Here is a 15,010-nt window from a genome sequence, read left to right as displayed (position 1 = left end):
GGGTGGGTACGGCCGCGACCGCGACGACCGCGGCGGCGACCGTGGCGGCTTCCGTCGCGACGACCGCCCCTCCGGCGGCTTCAACCGCGACCGTGACGACCGCCCCTCCAGCGGCGGTTTCCGTCGTGACGACCGCCCCTCCAGCGGCGGTTTCCGTCGTGACGACCGCCCCTCCAGCGGCGGTTTCCGTCGTGACGACCGCCCCTCCGGTGGCTTCCGTCGTGACGACCGTGATGACCGTCCGCGTCGTGACGACCGCCCGTCGGGTGGGTACGGCCGTGACCGCGACGACCGCGGTGGCGACCGTGGCGGCTTCCGTCGCGACGACCGCCCCTCCGGCGGTTTCCGTCGTGACGACCGCCTGGCCGGTGGTGGTTTCCGTCGTGACGACCGCCCGTCGGGTGGGTACGGCCGCGACCGCGACGACCGCGGTGGCGACCGCGGCGGCTTCCGTCGCGACGACCGTCCCTCCAGCGGCGGTTTCCGTCGTGACGACCGCCCGGGTGGCTTCCGTCGTGACGACCGTGATGACCGTCCGCGTCGTGACGACCGCCCGTCGGGTGGGTACGGCCGCGACCGCGACGACCGCGGTGGCGACCGTGGCGGTTTCCGTCGCGACGACCGCCCCTCCGGCGGTTTCCGTCGTGACGACCGTGATGACCGTCCGCGTCGTGACGACCGCCCGTCGGGTGGGTACGGCCGCGACCGCGACGACCGCGGCGGCGACCGTGGCGGCTTCCGTCGCGACGACCGCCCCTCCGGCGGCTTCAACCGCGACCGTGGCGGCGACCGTGGCGGCTTCCGCCGTGACGACCGTGGCGGCGACCGCGGTGGCTTCCGCCGCGACGACCGCCAGGGCGGCGGCTACCGCCGTGACCGTGACGAGCGCGGCGGTGACCGTCGGGACTACGACGACCGCCGTGGCAACTATGAGCCCGTCAAGCGTCTGCCGATCCCGGAGGACGTCACCGGCTTCGAGCTGGACGCGGATGTGCGCCAGGAGCTCAAGAGCCTGCCCAAGACCCTCGCGGACGATGTCGCCCGCAACCTGGTGATGGTGGCCCGCCTGCTCGACAGCGAGCCGGAGGAGGCGTACCAGTTCTCGCGCGTCGCGCTCCGACTGGCTTCCCGTGTGGCGGCCGTCCGTGAGGCGGCCGGTTTCGCTTCGTACATGACGCAGCGTTACTCCGAGGCGCTGACCGAGTTCCGCGCCGCCCGTCGGATGACCGGCCGGGCGGACCTGTGGCCGGTCATGGCCGACTGCGAGCGCGGTCTGGGCCGTCCGGAGCGGGCGCTGGCGATGGCCGGTGAGCCCGAGGTGAAGCAGCTGGACAAGGCCGGCCAGGTCGAGATGCGCCTGGTCGCGGCCGGTGCCCGCAGCGACATGGAGCAGTTCGACGCCGCCGTGGTGACGCTGCAGAGCCCGGAGCTGGCCTCCAGCGCCGTGCACCCCTGGACCGCGCGTCTGCGCTACGCCTACGCCGAGGCCCTGATCGCGGCCGGCCGGGCCGACGAGGCCCGTGACTGGTTCGCCAAGGCGGCCGAGGCCGACACCGACGGCAGCACCAACGCCTCGGAGCGGCTGGCCGAGATCGACGGCGTCGAGTTCACCGACGCGCTCGACCCGGAGCTGGCCGAGGACGAGACCGAGTCGACCGACGCCCCGGCGAAGAAGCGCAGTGGCGGCGACAACGCCGACGACCGCGTGATCTTCGAGGACGAGGAGGACGTCGAGGAGTACTACGACGAGGACGACCTCGAGATCGACGAGGACTTCGACGGCGTCGTCCCCGGGCGCGCCCAGGACACCAAGGCCCAGGACACCAAGGCTGAGGACACCAAGGCTGAGGAGTCCAAGGCTGAGGACACCAAGGCCGAGGAGTCCAAGGCCGAGGAGGCCGAGGCCACCAAGGCCGACGCAGACAAGGGCTGAGCAGCACCCTGAGGCAACGCCGTGAGGCCCTGCCGTTCCCCGGGAACTCCGGGAGCGGCAGGGCCTCACGGCGTCCGGGCCTGTGTCCGGCCGGCGGAGGTGTCAGCCCAGCGCGAGGTTTCGCAACACCAGCCCGGTGGCCGGCTTCGGCCCGAAGGAGGTGGACTTGCGCGGCATGGTGACGCCCTGCTCGGCCAGCCGTCGCACCACGGACTCCCGGACCGGGTGCAGCAGGACGGCGGTGCCGCCGCTGCGGGCGGCCTCCCGTTCGGCGGCCACGGCGGTGTGCAGGTAGCCGATGTCGTCCGGACCGTCGGGGACGTGCCAGGTGCGGTCCAGCAGGGTGGCGTGCAGGACGGTGGCGTCCAGGTGGCGCCACTCCTCGGGCCGGCCGTGCGGCACGGTGGCGTCGAGCAGGGATTCCTCGGGCTCGCCGAGAAGCCAGTAGATGCCGTCGCCGCCGGTCACGACGAAGCCGTTGCCGCCGTGCCGTTTCTGCTCGGCGAGGGCCTGGAGCGCGGCGGACAGCGGTCCGGGGACCTCCTTGACCTTCCACTGGTCGCCGAGCCGCTCCAGTGCCTCGGCCACCGGCAGCCGGTACAGCACGCGGTGGATGGCGCGGACCCGCAGCGGGTAGCGGGCGGTGTCCACCAGGAGCACCATGCCGCGGTCCCAGGGGCTGCGCGGCAGGTGGCGGTGCTCGCGCTGGAGGCGCAGGTACATCTCCCAGCGATGGTGGCCGTCGGCGATCAGGGCCCGGCAGGTGGCGAGGTCGCGGCTGATCTCGGCGATCTCGGCCGGGTCGGTGACCGCCCACAGGCGGTGGTGGGTGCCGTCGCTGGTGGCCGTGGAGAGCAGCGGCTCGCCCTCGACCGTCCGCTCGATCACGCCGGAGGCGCCGCCGTTGCCCCGATAGGTGAGCAGCAGCGGTTCCAGGTTGGCCCGGGTGGTGCGCATCAGGCCGACCCGGTCGGCGACCGGCCGGGGCATCACGTCCTCGTGCGGGAGCACCACACCGCCCTCGCGGCCGCTCACCGCGAGGGCGCCGATCAGGCCGCGCTGGAGCAGCTCGGGGGAGTCGGTGGTGGCCGGCACCCGCTGCTCGTAGACGTAGATCGCGGGCTCGGGGTCGGCGGCCAGGACGCCCTCGCGCTGCCAGGCGGCCAGCAGCCGGGCGGCGTGCCGGTAGCGGGTGTCGCGGTCGGGGCGGTCGCCGGCGTCCTCGGGTTCGGGCCTGGGCAGGATCAGCCGGACCACGTTGTGCGGGTCGGCGGTCTCCAGGTCGAGCCGGCGGCCCGGGTCGACGACGTCGTACGGCGGGGACATCACCGCGGCCAGGGCGCCGACCCGGTCGGGGACGTAGCGCAGGCCGCGGAAGGGGGACAGGGACAGGCCGGCGGTGGCAACGTGCCCGGGATCGCCGGGGCCGCCCTCGGGAGTCTCGACTCCGTCTTCTGCACTGGGTGTGCTCATTCTGGGCATCGTAACCGGGTACACGTTGTTGAGAGATCGGAATGCCCGCGCCGAGTTGGTGGGGCGGGTGTGCGACCGAGGGCGAGGTACGGCATGGACGACGGGCAGGAACGGGTGGACGGTGGCGGCCCGGCCGAGTCGGGCGGGCCGACCGGTGCCACCCACGGGGGCGCTCCGGCCGACGGCGCGGCCGGCTGTGCACCGGCCGACGGCACGGCGGTCGGCGAGGTGCCGGTCGGCGGAGTGCCGCGGCAGAGCCGTTCCGGGGAGCCCACCGGGGACGTGTACGACTGGTTCCGCCGGGGCGCCCGGTTGCTTGCGCAGGGACATCCGGCGGCCGCCGAGCAGCTGCTCGCCCGGGCGGCGGCGGCCGAGCCGCACTCGCGCAGCATCCGGGAGGCGCTGGCACGGGCCCAGTTCGACGCGGGCTCGTACGCGGCGGCGCTGGACAACTTCCGGGCCGTGGCGCTCGCGGACCCGGCGGACGACTACGCTCAGTTCGGGTGGGGCGTCGCGGCGGCCCGGCTGGGCGACTTCGAGACCTCCGCCGAGCACTTGGCGCTGGCCGTGGCGATGCGGCCGGAGGCCGACCACTACCGGCAGGCGCTGCGGCAGACCCGGGCGACCCTGGCGGCCCGTGCCGGGGCGTACGGACCGTTGCTGCCGGGAGCACCCGGGTACCTGGCGCCCCCGGCTGTCGCCGAGGACCCGGCCGAAGGGGCCGGAGGAGCGGCGGATGACGCCGGTGCCGGGACCGGAGCGGGCGCCGACGACGGCGGCGCCTGACCGGTGGGCGCGACGACCGGCCGGACGCCGTGACGGTCGGCGTGATGCACGACGCGGTGCGGCACGGACGGTGTGACGCACGAGGAAGTGCGGCACGGGCGAGGCGACGGACGACGCAGTGATCGACGATGCAGTGAACGACGCAGTGAATGAGGTAGCGCAGCCATGACCGAGACGGCCACCCCCGTGCGACGGACCGCCCCCGGCGGCAGCGAGCGGCCGCTGACCGACGCGTACGACACCGCGCTGCTGGACCTGGACGGTGTGGTCTACGCGGGCGCACACGCGATCGAGCACGCGGTGGACGCGCTGGACGCCGCCCGGACGGCCGGGATGCGGCTGGCGTACGTGACCAACAACGCCTCCCGCCCGCCGCGCGTGGTGGCCGAGCACCTGACCGAGCTGGGCGTCCCGGCCGAGCCCACCGACGTGATCAACTCGGCCCAGGCCGCCGCCCGGCTGGTCGCCGAGAAGGTGCCGGCCGGGTCGAAGGTGCTGGTCGTGGGCGGTCTCGGGCTGGAGGAGGCGCTGGCCGAGCTGGGGCTGGTCGCGGTCCGCTCGCTGGCCGACGGACCGCTCGCGGTGGTCCAGGGCTTCGACCCCTCGGTGGGGTGGGCGGACCTGGCGGAGGCCTCGTACGCGGTGCAGAGCGGCCTGCCGTGGGTGGCGTCCAACCTGGACCTGACGGTGCCGAGGGCCCGCGGCATCGCGCCCGGCAACGGCACCCTGGTGGCGGCGGTGCGGGCGGCGACCGGGGTGGAGCCGGAGGTGGCGGGCAAGCCGCTGCCGCCGATGCACCGCGAGACCGTGCTGCGTACCGGCGCGGAGCGGCCGCTGGTGGTCGGGGACCGGCTGGACACCGACATCGAGGGCGCGTTCAACGGCGGGGTGGACAGCCTGCTGGTGTTCACCGGGGTGACCACTCCGGAGCTGCTGCTGGCGGCCCCCGTCGAGCACCGGCCGACCTACCTGGCGGCCGACCTGCGCGGACTGCTCGTCCCGCACCCGAAGGTGACGGCCGTGGACGGCGGCTTCGCGTGCGGCGGCTGGGTCGCGGGGGTCGAGGCCGGGGTGCTGCGGCTGTCCGGGGCAGGGGACCGCTGGGACGGCCTGCGGGCGCTGTGCGCGGCGGCGTGGACGGTGCTGGACGCGGGTGGTGCGCCGGTGGACGGCCGGAAGGCACTGGCCGACCTGGGGTTCTGAGGGCGGTCGGCGGTACCGGGGGCGGGACTGCCTCCGGCGCCGCCTTCGGCGGCCGGGTTCAGAACAGGGTGCGCAGCCGCAGCAGGTCGCGGAAGCCCGCCTCCAGCTTGACCCGGCCGCCCGCCCACGCGGAGGCGAAGTTGAGCCGGCCGCCGACCAGTGCGACCAGATCGTCGCTGCTCATGGTGAGCCGGATCTCCGCCTTCGTGGTTGGGGGGCCGGGGGCGGCCACCACGTCCTGGATCCGGCCGTCGCGCAGCTGCCCGGTGAAGGTCAGGTCGAGGTCGGTGATCCGGCAGCTGAGCGAGCGGTCGAGGGCCGCGGCCTTGTGGACGTCGCCGGTGGACTGCGTCATGTTCCGGCTGAGCTGCTCCAGTGCCTCCCGGCACTCCTCGGAATTCGCCACGGGGCGGCTCCCTCCCCCGGTCGCTACGGTGCTGACTGCGGGCCACGGTACCTCAGGAGGGTTTTGGCGGTAGCGTCGTCAGTGGGGTGCCCGGAACGGCCCGGGTGCCGAGGGCGACAGAGCGACACGTGTAGGCGATTGGGAGGCACCCGGATGCTGCCGAGGACGGTTCGGGGAGTGGTGGAGACCGCCGCCGGGGTGGTCGAGGAGGTCGGCAGGCTGGTCGTCGGGACGGCGACCTCGATCCTGGAGAAGGCGGGGGTCGACGTCGCCGAGGTCGAGCGTCGGATGGGTGGCCAGTTCCCGCCGTCGGTGGAGACCTTGCAGACCCTGGCCGGGGAAGCGCTCACCGCCGGGCGCGCCGGGGTGGACCTGGCCGTGGGCGTGGCGCGCAACGAGGCGGAGAAGGTCTTCGAGAAGGTCGGCGACCAGGTGACCAAGGTCGGCGTGGTGCTGGCGTACCTGGAGACCAAGCTGCGCGAGGTCGAGGAGGAGGCCCCGGTGGCCGAGTCCGGGCCGCGGTCGTACGAGGCCGATCAGCCGGTGCCGGCGCCGCGGGCGGGCGACCTGTTCGGACGCGGCTGGGAGTTCGAGGAGGAGCGGTCGGCCGCCCGGACGGCGGATGAGCCGATAGTCGCCGAGCGGGTGGAGGTGGACGAGCCGGTCGAGGTCGATCCGCCGATTGCGCCCGAGCCGGTGCCCGTGGTCTCCCCGACCCCGCAGGAGGAGCCCGCCGTCGGCGGCAAGGCGGGACCGGCCGGGGAGTCCACGGTGAAGAAGAGCGCCGCAGGCGAGGGTGGTGCGGGCACGAGCCCCGCGAGCACGAGCCCCGCGAGCAAGGGCGCCGCCAAGAAGAGCACGGCGAAGAAGACCGCGGTCGACAGGGCCACGCCGAAGAAGACGGCGGGCAAGAAGGCCGCCGCGAAGAAGACGACGACCGTCAAGAAGACCGCCACCGCCAAGCAGACCGAAGCGCAGTCCGAGGCCGCGGCGCGGCCCGGGACTCCCGCCAAGCGCGCGGCGACCAGGAAGACCACCGTTCGCAAGGCCACCAGCACGAAGAAGCCCGATGCCCGAGACGAGTGAACCGCCCGAGTCCGCCCGCCCGCCCGAGTCCGCCCGCCCGCCCGGGTCCGCCCGGCACGCCGTGCCGCCGGCAGCGCTCGACGCGGTCGTCCCTGCCGAGCCGCTCGGCGTCGAACCGGCTCCCACCGGCCACCCCGGGATCGACGCCGGGCTGGCCCTGCTGGAGGCCCTGGACGGGGTCCCGGCCGAGGCACACGTCGCGGTGTACGAAGATGTTCACCAGCGGCTCGTCGACACACTGGCCGCGCTCGACCAGGAATGACCCGCAGGATCCGTAGGAGCTGAAGCACCAGTGGCAGTGGCACGACGCCGACTCGACGCGGAACTGGTCCGCCGCAAGCTGGCCCGATCGCGTGAACACGCGTCCGAACTGATCGCTGCCGGACGGGTGACCGTCGGCGGCACCACCGCGACCAAGCCGGCCACCCAGGTGGAGACCTCGGCGGCGGTCGTGGTGGCCAAGGACGAGAACGACCCCGACTACGTCTCGCGCGGCGGCCACAAGCTCGCCGGCGCGTTCGCGGCCTTCGTGCCGCAGGGCCTGGTGGTCGAGGGCCGTCGGGCGTTGGACGCGGGCGCCTCCACCGGCGGGTTCACCGATGTGCTGCTGCGCGCCGGGGCCGCGCACGTGCTGGCGGTGGACGTCGGCTACGGGCAGCTCGCCTGGTCGCTGCAGAGCGACGATCGGGTCACCGTGATGGACCGCACCAATGTGCGCGAGCTGACCCTGGACCTGATCGGCGGCACCCCGGTGGACCTGGTGGTGGGCGACCTGTCGTTCATCTCGCTGGGCCTGGTGCTCCCGGCGCTCGCCTCCTGCGCGGCCGAGGACGCGGACCTGGTCCTGATGGTCAAGCCGCAGTTCGAGATCGGCAAGGAGCGCCTGGGCAGCGGCGGGGTGGTGCGCAGCCCGCAGCTGCGCGCCGAGATGGTGCGCCAGGTCGCCGGGCAGGCGTGGGAGCTCGGGCTGGGCGTGCGCGCGGTCACCGCGAGCCCCCTGCCGGGGCCGTCCGGAAACGTCGAGTACTTCCTCTGGCTGCGCCGGGACGCTCCGCAGCTGGACCCCGAGGCTGCGGACCGGGCCGTGGCGGAGGGGCCCCGGTAGGGTGCCTTGCGAGCGTCCGGCCCGTCATGTTGTATGGCGCGGCCGCACCGGGGCCAAGGGCGACCCGGCAGGCGTTAGGGAGAGGGCAGCGGCATGAGCGATGAAGAACGTACGGTCTTCCTGATCGCGCACACCGGCCGGGAGGCGGCGCTGCGCAGCGTCGAGGCTCTGGTGCACGGGCTGCTGAAGGCGGGGCTCCGGATCAGACTGCTGGAGGCCGAGGCGGTGGACCTGGATCTGCCGGAAGGCGTCGAGAAGGTGGCCGAGGGCCCCGGGGCGGCGGACGGCTGCGAGCTGATCCTGGTGGCCGGCGGGGACGGGACGCTGCTGCGCGGGGCGGAGCTGGCGCGCTCGCACGGGCTGCCGATGCTCGGGATCAACCTGGGCCGGGTGGGCTTCCTCGCCGAGGCCGAGCGGGACGACCTGGCGGTGGTGGTCGAGCGGGTGGTGGACGCCGACTACGAGGTCGAGGAGCGGATGACGATCGATGTCATCGTCCGCACCAACGGCGATGTGGTGCACGAGGACTGGGCGCTGAACGAGGCCTCGATCGAGAAGGCGTCGCGGGAGCGGATGCTGGAGGTGGTGACCGAGGTGGACGGCCGCCCGGTCTCCAACTTCGGCTGTGACGGCGTGGTGTGCGCGACGCCGACCGGTTCCACCGCGTACGCGTTCTCCGGCGGCGGGCCGGTGGTGTGGCCGGAGGTGGAGGCGCTGCTGATGGTGCCGATCTCCGCGCACGCGCTGTTCGCCCGTCCGCTGGTGACCTCGCCGAAGTCGGTGCTGGCGGTCGAGGTGCAGCCCAAGACCCCGCACGGCGTGCTCTGGTGCGACGGGCGGCGTTCGGTCGAACTGCCCGCCGGGGCGCGGGTGGAGGTCCGCCGGGGCCGGACCCCGGTGCGGCTGGCCAGACTGCACCGGGCGCCGTTCACCGACCGGCTGGTGGCCAAGTTCGCGCTGCCGGTGACGGGTTGGCGCGGCCGGGCCGACCACCACTAGGGCGCCCCTGACGCCGGCCGGTACCGGGGCGGCCGGCCGCTGCGCGTCCACACGCACCAACGTCCGTGCGGGCCGGTGGATTTCGTCTGCCACGAGGCCGTTGACCGGCCGCCGGCGGTCCGTCACACCGCCAGCGGCTGGGCCTCGTCGGCAGGTTCGAGCCGGCCGCCGGCCGCCGCGTGGGCGGCCAGGGAGACGAGGCGTTCGACGGCGGCGGGGACGCTCGCGGCGGGCACGGTGACCGGGAGGCGGATGTGGTGCTCGAAGGCGCCGTCCGAACCGAAGCGGTTGCCCGAGGCGATCCGGACCCCGCCGAGCTCCCCGGCCCGGGCCAGTGCCGCGCCGGACAGGCCGTCGGTGGAGACCCACAGCGAGAGCCCGCCGGGCGGCATGGTGAAGCTCCATCCGGGCAGCCGTTCGGGCAGGGCGGCGGCGAAGGCCCGCGCGGTGGCCCGCAGCCGGGTCAGCTGGTGCTCCCGGACCTCGGGCAGCGGTTCGCCCAGCAGCTCGGCGGCGATCAGCTGGTCCAGCACCGGGGTGCCGACGTCGCTGTAGACCCGCTCGGTGGCCAGTCGGCGCACCAGCGCGGGCGCGGCCCGGACCCAGCCGATCCGCAGGCCGCCCCAGAACAGTTTGCCCGCCGAGCCGACGGTGACCACCTGGGCGGAGCGGTCCAGCGCCGCCGTCGGGCGCGGCAGCGGTGTGGACGGCGGGACGCCCCAGCCGAGCTCGGCGGTGGTCTCGTCGGCCAGCACGATGCTCCCGGCGGCCCGGGCGGCGGCGAGCAGTTCGCGGCGCTGCTCCTCGCCGATCAGCGCGCCGGTCGGGTTGTGGAAGTCCGGGATCACGTAGGCGACCCTGGGGCCGGCGCCGCGCAGCACCCGCCGCCACTCGTCGAGGTCCCAGGCGGGCTGCGGCGTCCAGGCGTACGGCACCGGCACCAGGCGCGCGCCGGTCAGCCGCAGTGCCTGCAGGGTGTGCGCGTAGCTGGGCGCCTCGACGGCGACCCGGTCGCCGCGGCCGATCAACGCCCGCTGGACCAGGTGCAGGCCGCCCATCGCGCCGGTGGTGATCAGGATCTGGTCGGGGGTGGTGGGCAGCCCGCGCTCGGTGAAGCGGCGGGCGACGGCCTCGCGCAGCACCGGGACGCCGGTGGGGTAGTGGCCGTGCCCGGCGGCGTAGTACGGCAGCTGTTCGACGGCCCGGGCGGCGGCCCGGCCGACCCAGGGCTGCGGGGCGGGCGGGGCGGCGACGCCGAGGTCCAGGATGCGGCCCTGCTCGTCCGGCGGGACGGGGTGCAGGGCCTCGCCGGGTGGCGGGGCGCCCTCGGGCAGGGCGGTCCAGCTGCCCGCGCCGCGCCGGCTGTGCAGGTAGCCGTCGCCGCGCAGGGTCTCGTACGCGGTGGCGACGGTGGTGCGGCTCATCGACAGGGCGGTGGCCAGCTCGCGTTCGGCGGGCAGCCGGGCGCCGACCGGCAGCCGGCCCTCGGTGACCAGTAGCCGGATCTGCCCGGCCAGGGTGCGGTAGGCGGGGCGGCGCGCGGTGGCCGGCTCGGGGAGCCGGGCGGTGGCGAGCAGCCGGGCCAGGGCGGGCGGGGTGACGGTGGTGTGCCAGTCGGCCATGGCAATCAGTCCACTTGATCGGTATTGGCCCTGGAGTGGGCCGTTTTGGCCTGGTCATCATGACAGGGCGGCCACACCGTCCGCCACCGCCGGGCCGATTCCGGTGGTGCAGCACCACCGCAGGAGCAGCATTGGCCACCACGACCACGCCGGCGCCGGCCGTCCCGTCCGTCACCCCGACCACCGCCACCCCGTCGTCCACGTCCACGCCCACCGGCACCCCGACCCGGACCTCCGTTCCCGCCGCCCGGGGAACCGGCCTCGCCGTCCGGGTGTTCGGTGACACCCGCGCCCTGGGCCGCCGGATCCCGCAGCTGTTCGTCGGCCTCGCCCTGTACGGGGTGAGCATGGCGCTGATGCTCCGCGCCGGCCTCGGCCTCGACCCCTGGGACGTCCTGCACCAGGGCCTCCAACGCACCGTCGGCCTCTCGGTCGGCGCCTGGGTGACCATCTGCGGCGCGCTCGTCCTGCTGCTGTGGATCCCGATGCGCCAGCGCCCTGGCCTGGGCACCGTCGCCAACGTGCTGGTGATCGGCGCGTCCATGGACCTCACCCTGCGGGTCCTCGACGGCCCCGGCGCCCTGCCCGCCCGGATCGCGCTGACGGCCGCGGCGATCGCCCTCAACGGTCTGGCCAGCGGCCTCTACATCGGTGCCCGGCTCGGCCCCGGCCCGCGCGACGGCCTGATGACCGGCCTGCACCGGCGCACCGGCCGATCGCTGCGGCTGATCCGCACCGGCATCGAGGTGACGGTGCTCACCGCCGGCCTGCTGCTCGGCGGTACCGCCGGGGTCGGCACCGTCGCGTACGCGCTCGCCATCGGCCCGCTGGTGCAGTTCCTCCTGCCCTGGTGCACCGTGCCGGCGCCCGCGGAGGACTCCCGGAAGGGATGAACTTCCGGGTACGGAGTTGCCGCGCGCCGTTGCCGCTCGTCGCGCGCCGGGGGCGGAACCTCGTAAGGTCGTCTCCGTGTTGGACGAGATGCGGATACGGGATCTTGGGGTCATCGACGACGCGGTGGTCGAACTCGCCCCCGGCTTCACCGCCGTGACCGGTGAGACCGGCGCAGGCAAGACCATGGTCGTGACCAGCCTCGGCCTGCTGCTCGGCGGACGCGCCGACCCGGGCCTGGTGCGCAACGGCACCGGACGCGCCGTCGTGGAGGGCCGGCTGGAACTGCCTGTCGACTCCCCGGTGGCGGCCCGCGCGGTCGAGGCCGGGGCCGAACTGGACGACGACGGCGCGCTGCTGCTCAGCCGGACGGTCTCCGCGGAGGGCCGCTCCCGGGCGCACGTCGGCGGCCGGTCCGTCCCGGTCGGGCTGCTGGCCGAACTCGGCGAGGACCTGATCGCCGTGCACGGCCAGACCGACCAGCAGCGCCTGCTGCGCCCGGCCCGCCAGCGCGGCGCGCTGGACCGGTACGCGGGCGCCTCGGTGGCCGAGCCGCTGGCCCGCTACCGGGAGACCTACCGCGCCCTGCGCGAGGTCTCGGCGAGCCTGGAGGAGCTGACCACCCGGGCCCGCGAGCGCGCCCAGGAGGCCGACCTGCTGCGCTTCGGCCTGGACGAGATCGCCGCCGCCGAGCCGGTGGCCGGCGAGGACGTGGAGCTGGCCGCCGAGGCCGAGCGGCTCGGCCATGCCGATGCGCTGTCCTCCGCCGCGACCCTCGCCCACGCCGCCCTGGCCGGCGACCCGGTCGACCCGGAGGCGCTGGACGCGGGCACCCTGCTCGCGCAGTCCCGCCGGGCCCTGGACGCGGTGCGCCACCACGACGAGCGGCTGGCCGCCCTGGCCGACCGCCTCAACGAGGTCGGCTACCTGCTCGCCGACGTCGCCGGCGACCTGGCCGGCTACGCGGACGACCTGGACGCCGACCCGGTGCGGCTGTCCGCCGTCGAGGACCGCCGGGCTGTGCTGGCCCAGCTGCTGCGCAAGTACGGCGGCGAGGAGAACTCGCTCGCCGAGGTGATCGCCTGGGCCGAGGCCGGGGCGGTGCGGCTCGCCGAGCTCGACGGCGACGACGACCGGATCGACGAGCTCGGCGCCCGGGAGACCGAGCTGCGGGCCGAGCTGGCCGAGCTGGCCGCCGAGGTGTCGCAGGCCCGGCACGCCGCGGCCGGGCGGTTCGCCGAGGCGGTCTCCTCCGAACTCGCCGAACTGGCCATGCCGCACGCCCGGGTGACCTTCTCGATCAGCCAGGTGGACGACCTGGCCGGGATCGAGGTCGGCGGGCGCACCGTCGCGTACGGTCCGCACGGCGTGGACGAGGTCGAGGTGCTGCTCGCCCCGCACCCGGGCGCCCAGCCGCGCCCAATCGCCAAGGGCGCCTCCGGCGGTGAGCTGTCGCGCGTGATGCTCGCCGTCGAGGTGGTCTTCGCGGGGGCCGACCCCGTCCCCACCTACCTGTTCGACGAGGTGGACGCGGGCGTCGGCGGCAAGGCCGCGGTCGAGATCGGCCGCCGGCTGGCCAAGTTGGCCGAGTCCGCCCAGGTCGTGGTGGTCACCCACCTCCCACAGGTCGCCGCGTTCGCCGACCGCCACCTGGTGGTGGAGAAGACCAACGACGGCACCGTGACCCGCAGTGGTGTCAAGGTGCTGAACGACGAGGAGCGGGTGCGCGAACTCTCCCGGATGCTGGCCGGCCTGGAGGACTCGGAGCTGGGCCGCGCCCACGCCGAGGAACTGTTGGCCGCCGCCCGGGCCCCGCGCCACCGGTAGCCGGCGCCGGCGGCCCCTCGGACGTCGGCGACGCGCCCCGGTGGCGCCGACTGTCCAAGAGGGCCGCCGACCTGGCATGGTGGCGGCTGGACACTGGCTTTCCAGCCCCGAGCGCCGCCCGGCGGGCAATCCTCGCGAAGCGGCGCGCGAACCTGATCGAGTCGGATGCGAGACGACGTGGACCATTCCGCCGCCCGGGCCACCGCGGCCGTCCCCGAACCGGGGCAGCTGCACGTGGTACTCGTCCTGGCCGCCAGCACCGGCGGCATCGGTGCGCACGTGCGCTCCCTGGCCCAGGGCCTGGTCGCGCACGGGGTGAACGTCACGGTCTGCGCGCCGGCCGGCGCGGACGCGCTCTTCGGCTTCTCCCGTACGGGCGCCAGGTTCCACACCGTCGACATCACGCCCACCGCGGGCGCCCGCAGCGACGCCACCGCGATCGGCGAACTGCGCCGGGCCTTCACCGGCGCCGACGTGGTGCACGCTCACGGTCTGCGCGCCGGGCTGCTGTCCGACCTGGCGCTGCGCACCGCGGGCCGGTTCCCGGGACTGCGTCCGGAGACCCCGCTGGTGGTCACCTCGCACCACGCGCTGCTCGCCACCGGCATGGAGCGCCGGCTGCAGCGGCTGATGGAGCGCCGGGTGGCGCGCGCCGCCGACCTGGTCCTCGGCGCCTCCTCCGACCTGGTCGCTCGGGCCCGTGAACTGGGTGCCACCGACGCCCGGCTGGGCCCGGTGGCCGCCCCGCCGATGCCCGAGGGCCGGCTCGGCCGCACCGAGGCGCGGGCCGCGCTGCTCGGCGACGGCCCGGACCGCCCGCTGGTGCTGGCGGTCGGCCGGCTCGTCCCGCAGAAGGCCTTCGGGCTGCTGCTGGACGCCACCCCGGAGCTGTCCGCGCTGGACCCGCAGCCGCTCGTGCTGATCGCCGGGGACGGCCCGGAGGCGGGCGTGCTGCGCGAGCGGGCGGCCGCCGAGAAGCTTCCGGTGCGGCTGCTCGGCTACCGCACCGACGTGCCCGACCTGCTGGCCGCCGCCGACGTGGTGGTGGTCCCCAGCCGCTGGGAGGCCCGCTCGCTGGTGGTGCAGGAGGCGATGCGGGCCGGGGTGCCGGTGGTCGCCACCGCTGTCGGCGGCATCCCCGAACTGGTCGGCGACGCCGCCGTGCTGGTGCCCTCCGGGGACCTGGAGGCGCTCGGCCGCGCGGTGCGCGCCCTGCTGGCCGACCCGGCCCGCCGCGAGCAGCTGGTGGCGGCCGGCCGGCAGCAGGCCGAGACCTGGCCGGACGAGGCCGCCACCGTCGCCCAGGTGCTCAGCACCTACGACGAGCTGGTGCAGCGCGGGTAACGCGGGTCCTAGACGGTGGCCCGCTCGACCCGGTCGGCGGCCGGGCCGTCCGGCTGGGCGGACAGGTACGCGGCGCCGCAGGCGGTCAGCCGCAGGGCGGTGTCGATCAGTGGGACGTGGCTGAAGGCCTGGGGGAAGTTGCCGACCTGGCGCTTGAGCCGTGGGTCCCACTCCTCGGCGAGCAGGCCCAGGTCGTTGCGCAGTGCCAGTAGCCGGTCGAAGAGTTCGCGGGCCTCTTGTACCCGGCCGATCATGGCGAGGTCGTCGGCGAGCCAGAACGAGCAGGCCAGGAAGGCGCCTTCGTGGCCGGAGAGGCCGTCGACGTTGTTGCCGGA

General features: G+C 75.1%; 15 protein-coding genes. 11 read left to right on the top strand and 4 right to left on the bottom strand.

The window, feature by feature from the left end; all coding sequences use genetic code 11:
• Both ACFU7Y_RS24210 and ACFU7Y_RS24205 read left to right on the top strand, forming a co-directional pair.
• On the top strand, window positions 1–1,055 hold a 1,055-nt coding region (locus ACFU7Y_RS24210; RefSeq protein ID WP_380769625.1), incomplete at its 5' end, for a hypothetical protein.
• Window positions 992–1,933 (top strand): tetratricopeptide repeat protein, encoded by a 942-nt coding sequence (locus tag ACFU7Y_RS24205; RefSeq protein ID WP_380769623.1) that lies wholly within the window; start codon window positions 992–994, stop codon window positions 1,931–1,933. The genes ACFU7Y_RS24210 and ACFU7Y_RS24205, both read left to right, overlap by 64 nt.
• A 102-nt stretch (window positions 1,934–2,035) precedes the next feature.
• On the opposite strand, the gene ACFU7Y_RS24200 is transcribed toward ACFU7Y_RS24205, so the two are convergent.
• The gene (locus ACFU7Y_RS24200; protein WP_380769621.1) at window positions 2,036–3,406 is read right to left on the bottom strand and encodes a DUF1015 family protein; all 1,371 of its coding nucleotides are present in this window, start codon (window positions 3,404–3,406) and stop codon (window positions 2,036–2,038) included.
• 93 nt (window positions 3,407–3,499) lie between these two features.
• On the opposite strand from ACFU7Y_RS24200, the gene ACFU7Y_RS24195 reads away from it, so the two are divergent.
• Window positions 3,500–4,192, top strand: coding sequence for a M48 family metallopeptidase (locus ACFU7Y_RS24195; protein WP_224280931.1), 693 nt, complete (start codon window positions 3,500–3,502; stop codon window positions 4,190–4,192).
• A gap of 165 nt (window positions 4,193–4,357) precedes the next feature.
• Window positions 4,358–5,395, top strand: coding sequence for an HAD-IIA family hydrolase (locus ACFU7Y_RS24190; RefSeq protein WP_380769619.1), 1,038 nt, complete (start codon window positions 4,358–4,360; stop codon window positions 5,393–5,395).
• Window positions 5,396–5,453: 58 nt separating this feature from the next.
• Here the strand turns inward: ACFU7Y_RS24190 and ACFU7Y_RS24185 are convergent, their stop codons facing one another.
• Complete coding sequence (locus ACFU7Y_RS24185) at window positions 5,454–5,801, bottom strand: SCP2 sterol-binding domain-containing protein (protein ID WP_224280933.1); 348 nt, start codon at window positions 5,799–5,801, stop codon at window positions 5,454–5,456.
• A 177-nt stretch (window positions 5,802–5,978) separates the two neighbouring features.
• Here ACFU7Y_RS24185 and ACFU7Y_RS24180 point away from each other — a divergent pair, with 177 nt between their 5' ends.
• The 4 genes from ACFU7Y_RS24180 (at window position 5,979) to ACFU7Y_RS24165 (ending at window position 8,991) form a co-directional block, all read left to right on the top strand.
• Window positions 5,979–6,887: a hypothetical protein gene (locus tag ACFU7Y_RS24180; RefSeq protein WP_380769618.1), complete on the top strand. Its 909-nt coding sequence runs from the start codon at window positions 5,979–5,981 to the stop codon at window positions 6,885–6,887.
• Complete coding sequence (locus ACFU7Y_RS24175) at window positions 6,871–7,149, top strand: hypothetical protein (protein WP_224280935.1); 279 nt, start codon at window positions 6,871–6,873, stop codon at window positions 7,147–7,149. The genes ACFU7Y_RS24180 and ACFU7Y_RS24175 overlap by 17 nt, the downstream gene beginning before the upstream one ends.
• Before the next feature lie 36 nt (window positions 7,150–7,185).
• Window positions 7,186–7,992, top strand: a complete 807-nt coding sequence (locus ACFU7Y_RS24170) for a TlyA family RNA methyltransferase (RefSeq protein WP_224280940.1) — start codon at window positions 7,186–7,188, stop codon at window positions 7,990–7,992.
• A gap of 93 nt (window positions 7,993–8,085) precedes the next feature.
• Window positions 8,086–8,991 carry an NAD kinase gene (locus tag ACFU7Y_RS24165; protein WP_224280936.1) on the top strand — a complete coding sequence of 302 codons (906 nt, stop codon included), beginning with the start codon at window positions 8,086–8,088 and terminating at the stop codon, window positions 8,989–8,991.
• Window positions 8,992–9,113: 122 nt separating this feature from the next.
• Here ACFU7Y_RS24165 and ACFU7Y_RS24160 read toward each other — a convergent pair whose 3' ends face one another.
• The gene (locus ACFU7Y_RS24160) at window positions 9,114–10,613 is read right to left on the bottom strand and encodes a PLP-dependent aminotransferase family protein (RefSeq protein WP_224280937.1); all 1,500 of its coding nucleotides are present in this window, start codon (window positions 10,611–10,613) and stop codon (window positions 9,114–9,116) included.
• Window positions 10,614–10,960: 347 nt separating this feature from the next.
• Here ACFU7Y_RS24160 and ACFU7Y_RS24155 point away from each other — a divergent pair, with 347 nt between their 5' ends.
• The 3 genes from ACFU7Y_RS24155 to ACFU7Y_RS24145 all read left to right on the top strand — a co-directional run bounded on the left by ACFU7Y_RS24155 (window position 10,961) and on the right by ACFU7Y_RS24145 (window position 14,675).
• The gene (locus ACFU7Y_RS24155) at window positions 10,961–11,506 is read left to right on the top strand and encodes a YitT family protein (protein ID WP_380769627.1); all 546 of its coding nucleotides are present in this window, start codon (window positions 10,961–10,963) and stop codon (window positions 11,504–11,506) included.
• Window positions 11,507–11,594: 88 nt separating this feature from the next.
• On the top strand, window positions 11,595–13,331 hold the full coding sequence (gene recN / locus ACFU7Y_RS24150) for a DNA repair protein RecN (RefSeq protein ID WP_380769626.1): 1,737 nt from the start codon (window positions 11,595–11,597) through the stop codon (window positions 13,329–13,331).
• Between the two features lie 165 nt (window positions 13,332–13,496).
• Window positions 13,497–14,675: a glycosyltransferase family 4 protein gene (locus tag ACFU7Y_RS24145; RefSeq protein ID WP_380769617.1), complete on the top strand. Its 1,179-nt coding sequence runs from the start codon at window positions 13,497–13,499 to the stop codon at window positions 14,673–14,675.
• Between the two features lie 8 nt (window positions 14,676–14,683).
• Here the strand turns inward: ACFU7Y_RS24145 and ACFU7Y_RS24140 are convergent.
• Window positions 14,684–15,010 (bottom strand): glycoside hydrolase family 15 protein (locus tag ACFU7Y_RS24140; protein ID WP_380769616.1); only part of this gene is annotated, 327 nt, incomplete at its 5' end.

The organism is Kitasatospora sp. NPDC057542, assembly GCF_042801945.1.
Taxonomy (GTDB): Bacteria; Actinomycetota; Actinomycetes; order Streptomycetales; family Streptomycetaceae; genus Kitasatospora.
Note: the sequence above shows the minus strand (reverse complement) of the source record. Positions and strands in the feature narration are given on the sequence as shown.